Origin of the sequence: Arthrobacter agilis, assembly GCF_002953615.1 — a bacterium.
GTDB lineage: Bacteria > Actinomycetota > Actinomycetes > Actinomycetales > Micrococcaceae > Arthrobacter_D > Arthrobacter_D agilis_B.
Map to the genome: position 1 here is coordinate 2,060,521 of NZ_CP024915.1, position 5,507 is coordinate 2,066,027.

The 5,507-nt window shown below is 70.5% G+C and carries 7 protein-coding genes; 1 reads left to right on the forward strand and 6 read right to left on the reverse strand.

Annotated elements, in window-relative coordinates:
- The 5 genes from CVO76_RS10035 to CVO76_RS10055 form a co-directional block, all read right to left on the reverse strand.
- The coding region (locus CVO76_RS10035) for a flagellar motor switch protein FliM (RefSeq protein ID WP_244185872.1) at positions 1 to 859 on the reverse strand (859 nt) is incomplete at its 3' end.
- Positions 860 to 899: 40 nt separating this feature from the next.
- Entirely contained in the window at positions 900 to 1,826 is a 927-nt protein-coding gene (locus CVO76_RS10040; RefSeq protein ID WP_347876204.1) for an OmpA/MotB family protein, read from the reverse strand.
- Complete coding sequence (locus CVO76_RS10045; protein ID WP_208739141.1) at positions 1,823 to 2,677, reverse strand: motility protein A; 855 nt, start codon at positions 2,675 to 2,677, stop codon at positions 1,823 to 1,825. Before CVO76_RS10045 ends, CVO76_RS10040 begins: the two co-directional genes overlap by 4 nt.
- Entirely contained in the window at positions 2,677 to 3,015 is a 339-nt protein-coding gene (locus CVO76_RS10050) for a flagellar FlbD family protein (protein ID WP_133080407.1), read from the reverse strand. The genes CVO76_RS10045 and CVO76_RS10050 overlap by 1 nt, the downstream gene beginning before the upstream one ends.
- 81 nt (positions 3,016 to 3,096) lie before the next feature.
- Positions 3,097 to 3,393 (reverse strand): helix-turn-helix domain-containing protein, encoded by a 297-nt coding sequence (locus tag CVO76_RS10055; protein ID WP_208739142.1) that lies wholly within the window; start codon positions 3,391 to 3,393, stop codon positions 3,097 to 3,099.
- 66 nt (positions 3,394 to 3,459) lie between these two features.
- Between CVO76_RS10055 and map the strand changes: the two genes are divergently transcribed.
- On the forward strand, positions 3,460 to 4,242 hold the full coding sequence (gene map, locus CVO76_RS10060; protein ID WP_208739143.1) for a type I methionyl aminopeptidase: 783 nt from the start codon (positions 3,460 to 3,462) through the stop codon (positions 4,240 to 4,242).
- Positions 4,243 to 4,255: 13 nt separating this feature from the next.
- On the opposite strand, the gene CVO76_RS10065 is transcribed toward map, so the two are convergent.
- On the reverse strand, positions 4,256 to 5,428 hold the full coding sequence (locus CVO76_RS10065) for a flagellar hook protein FlgE (RefSeq protein ID WP_208741777.1): 1,173 nt from the start codon (positions 5,426 to 5,428) through the stop codon (positions 4,256 to 4,258).
- Between the last annotated feature and the right edge of the window lie 79 nt (positions 5,429 to 5,507).

Sequence of the window (5,507 nt, forward strand, 5' to 3'; positions counted from 1 at the left end):
CGTTCTGGCCCAGGGCCGCCTCGCCGAGCCGCTGCCCGTTGACGGCGAGCTCGAAGGGCCGGTGCTGCGGGTGCGGCAGTTTCAGGACGTCCCCGACGGCGAGGTCGAGGATGCGGGACGGCAGGACGGGCAGCGCCGCGAGCTGCACGGCGACGTCCACCGGCACGTGCGTGACCTGCTGCTCGATCAGTTCGCGTGCGTCCTCGCCGGTGGCGGTGGGGTTCGCGTCGCCCAGCTGCGCGAGCAGCAGCTGCGCCGGGATGGCGACCGTGGCCGGGCAGGAGCGTTCACCGACGCGGATCTCGAAGGTCCCGACGATCATGAGCTCGGTGGTCGACGCCGCCTGGGCGAACTGGGAGTTGTACTGGATCGAGTCGATGCCCAGCTGCTGGGTCAGGACCGAGCCCAGCGAGTAGTGGAGTCCCTCGAGGGCGTCGTCCATGAGGCGCCGGATCAGCGCCTGCTCGATCTGCGTGAACTTCCGCTCGCCGGGAGGGACCGTGCCGTGGCCGCCGAGCATGGAGTCGACCCAGTACAGGCCCGCGGACGCGGGGAACTGGATGACCGCCTTGCTGGCATGCTCCTGGATGGCGCAGAGGACCATCGCCGTCGTGGGCGGCAGGGATGCGGCGTACTCGTTGTACGTCTGCATGAGGACCTGCTCGCTGGTCACCTGCGAGATCACGCGGACCTTCGCGGTGAGCTGCGTGCCCCACTGGCGCGCGAACGTCTCGAAGGCGAGTTCGAGCACGCGTGAGTGTTCACGCGCGAGAGTGGTGGGCCGGCGGAAGTCATAGACATCCACCGCCCTGGCGGAGCCCGAGGGCACGCCAAAGGAGAGTTGTTCCTGGACCGTCACACCAGCCACTATCGGCCGGCCTGCGCGGGCCGTTAGCGATTCAGCCGCCGGCGGCGATCTCCGGCATGAGGCCGCGGACGCTCTCGGGCTGGTCGGAGTGCACCACGATGTCCACGCGGCGGTTGAGTTCGAGTTCCGCCTCGCTGGTCCCGGGGGCGAGCGGACGGGATTCGCCGTAGCCGATGGCCGAGAGCCGGAGGGCGGGCACGCCACCCGTGTCGATGAGGTGGCGCACCACGTTCACCGCCCGCTCGGTGGACAGCTCCCAGTCGAGCGGCCGCGGCACGGAGTCGGGCAGGCGTGCCGTGTGGCCCTCGACGCCCACCTCGTTGGGGATCGAGGCGAGGACGGGGCCCACGCTCTCGAGGATGCGCAGCGTCTGGTCGGTCAGCTGGGCGCTGTCCGGGAGGAAGAAGGTCTCCGAGCTGACGAGCCGGATGGTGAGGCCGCGCTCGTCGATGACGTAGCGGACGGCCTCGGCGAGGTCGCGCTCCTTCAGCCCGGCGTCGATGCGCTCCTGCAGGGCCCGGAGGTTCTCGACCTCCTCGACGGCGCGTTCCCGGTCCGTCACGGGCTCGGCGGTGTCACCACCGGCCGACGGCGAGGGCGACGGCGTCGGCGCGGCCACCGCCGCAGCACCGGGCTCCTCCTGCTCCGTCTCCGGCTCCGCATCCGTGAGGGCCGCGCCCCCCGTGAAGGACTCCCCCTCCTCGTTGGCATACTCGGCGGGCACCACGGTGCCCTCGGCCGTGTCGACGGTCGCCGTCTCCACCGCCCCGAAACCCGTGGCGAGGGAGACGCGCAGTTGCTCGAACTTGGCCTGGTCGACGGTGGACATGGCGTAGAGGACGATGAACATGCACATCAGCACGGTGACCATGTCCATGTAGGACGCCATCCAGCGCTCGTCCGGATGCTCGTCGGCGTGGTCCTCGCCCCGGTTCTTCCGGTGGGGGCGCCTGCTCACGCCGCGGCCTTGCCCTGCGCCGCGCCGTCGCCCGTTCCCTTGGCGCCCTTCGCGGCCTTCGCGGCCTTTCCGTCGTCCTTGCCGCCCTTCCCGCCCTTGCCCAGGGCGTGCTGCGGCACCATGGCCTTCAGCCGCTCGCCGAGCAGGCGCGGCTGGCTGCCGGCCTGGACCGCCAGCACGCCCTCCATCAGGAGGGTCATGCGGGCCGTCTCCATGTCACCGAGGCGCTTGATGCGGGTACCGATCGGCAGCCAGAGGAAGTTCGCCGAGAGCAGGCCCCAGAGGGTCGCCACGAACGCCGCGGCGATCATGTGGCCCAGTTCGTCGGGCTTCGAGAGGTTCTCGAGGACGTGCGTCAGGGACACCACCGTCCCGACGATGCCCACGGTCGGCGCATAGCCCCCGAGGCTCATGAAGAACTTCGACGCCGTGCGGTGGGTCGAGGAGGCGGAATCGATCTCGTCCTCGAGCATCTCGCGCAGCTCCTCGCCGTCCGTCCCGTCCGCGATGTTCTGCAGCGCGCCCCGGAGGAACGGGTCCTTCGCCGTGGTGGCCTCCTCCTCGAGCGCGAGCAGTCCCTCGCTGCGGGCCTTCTCCGCGAGCACCACCACGCTGTCGATGGTGTCCTGGGGAGGCGTGCTCTTGCCCATGATCGCCGGCGGGACGGCCTTCACCGCGACGATGAAGTCCTTCAGGGTGCCACCGGCGATGCCGACCGCGAGGGTGGCGACGAACACGAGGACCATGGGCGCCGGCAGGAGGAGTGACTGCACGTGGGCACCCTCGAGGGTGATCATCGCGTACAGCGCACCGAAAGCGAGGAGAATGCCGACGAGTGTTGCGGGATCCATCAGTTGTTCCTTGGTCTGAGCTGGACGGGCGTGCCGGCGCCGGGATCGACGTCGGTGCCCGGGCGGGCAGGCGCCGCGGCGGCGTCGCGATCGCGGACGAGCCCGAGCGGTCGCTGCCCGGTCGGATCCGTGGGTTCCACCGGCTGGAACCGGGCGAGTGAGAGGATACGGGCCCGATAGGCCGCGATGAGGTCGATCACCTCGTGCAGGGATTCGGTCACGATGTACTTCGCGCCGTCGACCATCACGAGCGTGGTGTCCGGATTCTCGTGGATGCGCTCGATGAGGTCAGGGTTCACCGCGAACTGGCTCTCGTTGAGCCGGGTCACCACGATCATCGGACATCCTGGAGTCGGGACGCCCCGGCGGGGCCTCTTTCCTCCACTGTCGGCACGTGCCGCAGCTTCGTAAGGACGCCCCTAGGACGCCAGTCGCTCCCGCCCGTCGCGGCGGGCCTGCTCGACGTCGCGCTCGGGCTGGTTGATCTCGGCCCACACGACATCCAGGGAGAGACCGAGGACGTCGGCGATGGCAGCGATGGTCGGGAAGGCGGGAGTGGCCACACGACCCGACTCGATCTTACGGAGGGTCTCCGGCGAGACGCCGGCGTCGAGTGCCGTCTCGAGCATGGAGCGCTCGGCCCTGGCGCGCCGCAGGAGGGCGCCGAGGCGCTGTCCGCGCTCGACCTCCCCCGGCGTGAGCGGCAGTCTGACCATGGCTCCGAGTCTAGTACCGGGATACTATTACCGGTATAGTTATTGGGTTCCCCGGAAAGGCGCCGCATGATCGAGATCCTCACCTCCTCCGAGCTGGACAGGGCACGGGAGACCGGCGCGCTCGTCGGGCACATCCTGCACACGCTGAAGGGCCGCAGCGCCGTCGGCACGAATCTCCTGGACATCGACCGGTGGACCGCGGACATGATCGCCGAGGCCGGGGCGGAGTCCTGCTACGTCGACTATGCGCCGTCCTTCGGGCGCGGCCCGTTCGGCCACTACGTCTGCACCTCCGTGAACGACGCCGTCCTCCACGGGCTGCCCCGCGACTACGCGCTCGCCGACGGCGACCTGGTGACACTCGACCTCGCCGTGTCGAAGGCCGGGATCGCCGCGGACTCCGCCATCAGCTTCGTCGTGGGCGAGACGCAGCCGGCGGAGAGCCTCGCACTGATCGGAGCCACCGAACGCGCACTGGCCGCAGGCATCGCAGCAGCCGGACCAGGAGCCCGCATCGGCGACATCTCCTTCGCCATCGGCTCCGTCCTGGGCGAGGCGGGCTATCCCATCAACACCGACTTCGGCGGACACGGTATCGGGTCGACGATGCACCAGGACCCGCACATCGCCAACACCGGCAGGCCGGGGCGCGGCTACGTCCTGCGCCCAGGGCTCCTGCTGGCGCTGGAGCCCTGGGTCATGGTGGACACCGCCGCCCTGGTCACCGACACCGACGGCTGGACGCTCCGGAGCGCCACGGGCTGCCGGACGGCGCACAGCGAGCACACGATCGCCATCACCGACGACGGGGCGGAGATCCTGACCCTGCCCGGTCAGGTCCGCCCCTGATCGGCCGGTCCGGCTAGCGCTTCAGGTTCGCGAGCTCCTGCAGCACCTCGTCCGACGTGGTGATGATGCGTGCGTTCGCCTGGAAACCGCGCTGCGCGACGATCAGGTTGGTGAACTCCTGCGAGAGGTCGACGTTCGACATCTCGAGGGTGCCCGCGTCGAGCGACCCGAGACCGTTGGAGCCGGCCGTGCCGATCTCCGCGGCCCCCGAGTTCGCCGTCGCACGGTAGGAGGACCCGCCCGCCTTCTCGAGGCCCGCGGGGTTGACGAAGCCGGCGAGCGCCACCCGGCCGAGGGGCTGCCGGCTGCCGTTGCTGAAGGCACCGACGAGGGTGCCGTCGGCGCCGACCGTGAACGAATCGAGGGTGCCGGCGGTGCGTCCGTTGCGCTCCGAGATGGAGACGGTCCTGAGCTCGGCGAAGCCCGTGACGGCCGAGAGGTCGACGGCGATCCCGCCCACGGCGACGGATGAACCCGCCGAGGCCTGGCCGTCGGGCAGCACGAGCTGGCCGGCGCCGGTCGCGCCGTTCGCGTCCTGGCCCGCGACGTTCCAGCCCGCGGCCGAGCGGGTGAAGGTCAGCGTGAGATCGCGTGCGGCGCCGTCCGCGCCGTACACCTCGACCTCCTGCGTGATCTGGGTGCCCACTGCGGCATCGGAGGGCAGGTTCCCCGTGACGCGGGCGGTCGTCGTCGCCTGCGCCGGTGACACCGCGCCCTTGGGCATCCGCAGGTCACCGACGGCCCCGCCCTGCTGGACAACGCCGTTGACGGCGGGCCAGCCCTGGACGAGCGAGCCGTCCGGAGTGACGAGCCTGCCCTCGGCGTCGGGCGTGAAGGCGCCGGCCCGGGTGTACAGGGTCTCGCCGCCGAGGCGCGAGATGAAGAAGCCGTCGCCGGAGATCATCATGTCGGTGGCCCGGCCCGTGGCCTGGGCCGAGCCCTGCGAGAAGTTGGTGACGATACCGGCCACCTGCACGCCGAGGCCGACCTGGGCGGGGTTGGTACCGCCGAGGGCCTCCTGGGGAGCGCCCCCTCCCTGGGTCATCTGGGACAGCGTGTCCTGGAACTGGGTGGCCGAGGCCTTGAAGCCCGTCGTGTTGACGTTGGCGATGTTGTTGCCGGTGACGTCGAGCATGGTCTGGTGGGAGCGGAGCCCCGAGATACCGGAGTAGAGCGAGCGAAGCATGGTGGTGCCTTTCGGTGCGGAGCGGGCGGTGCGGGAGGTTCGGTGCAGGATCAGGAAGGAATCGGCGGGATCAGGTCGT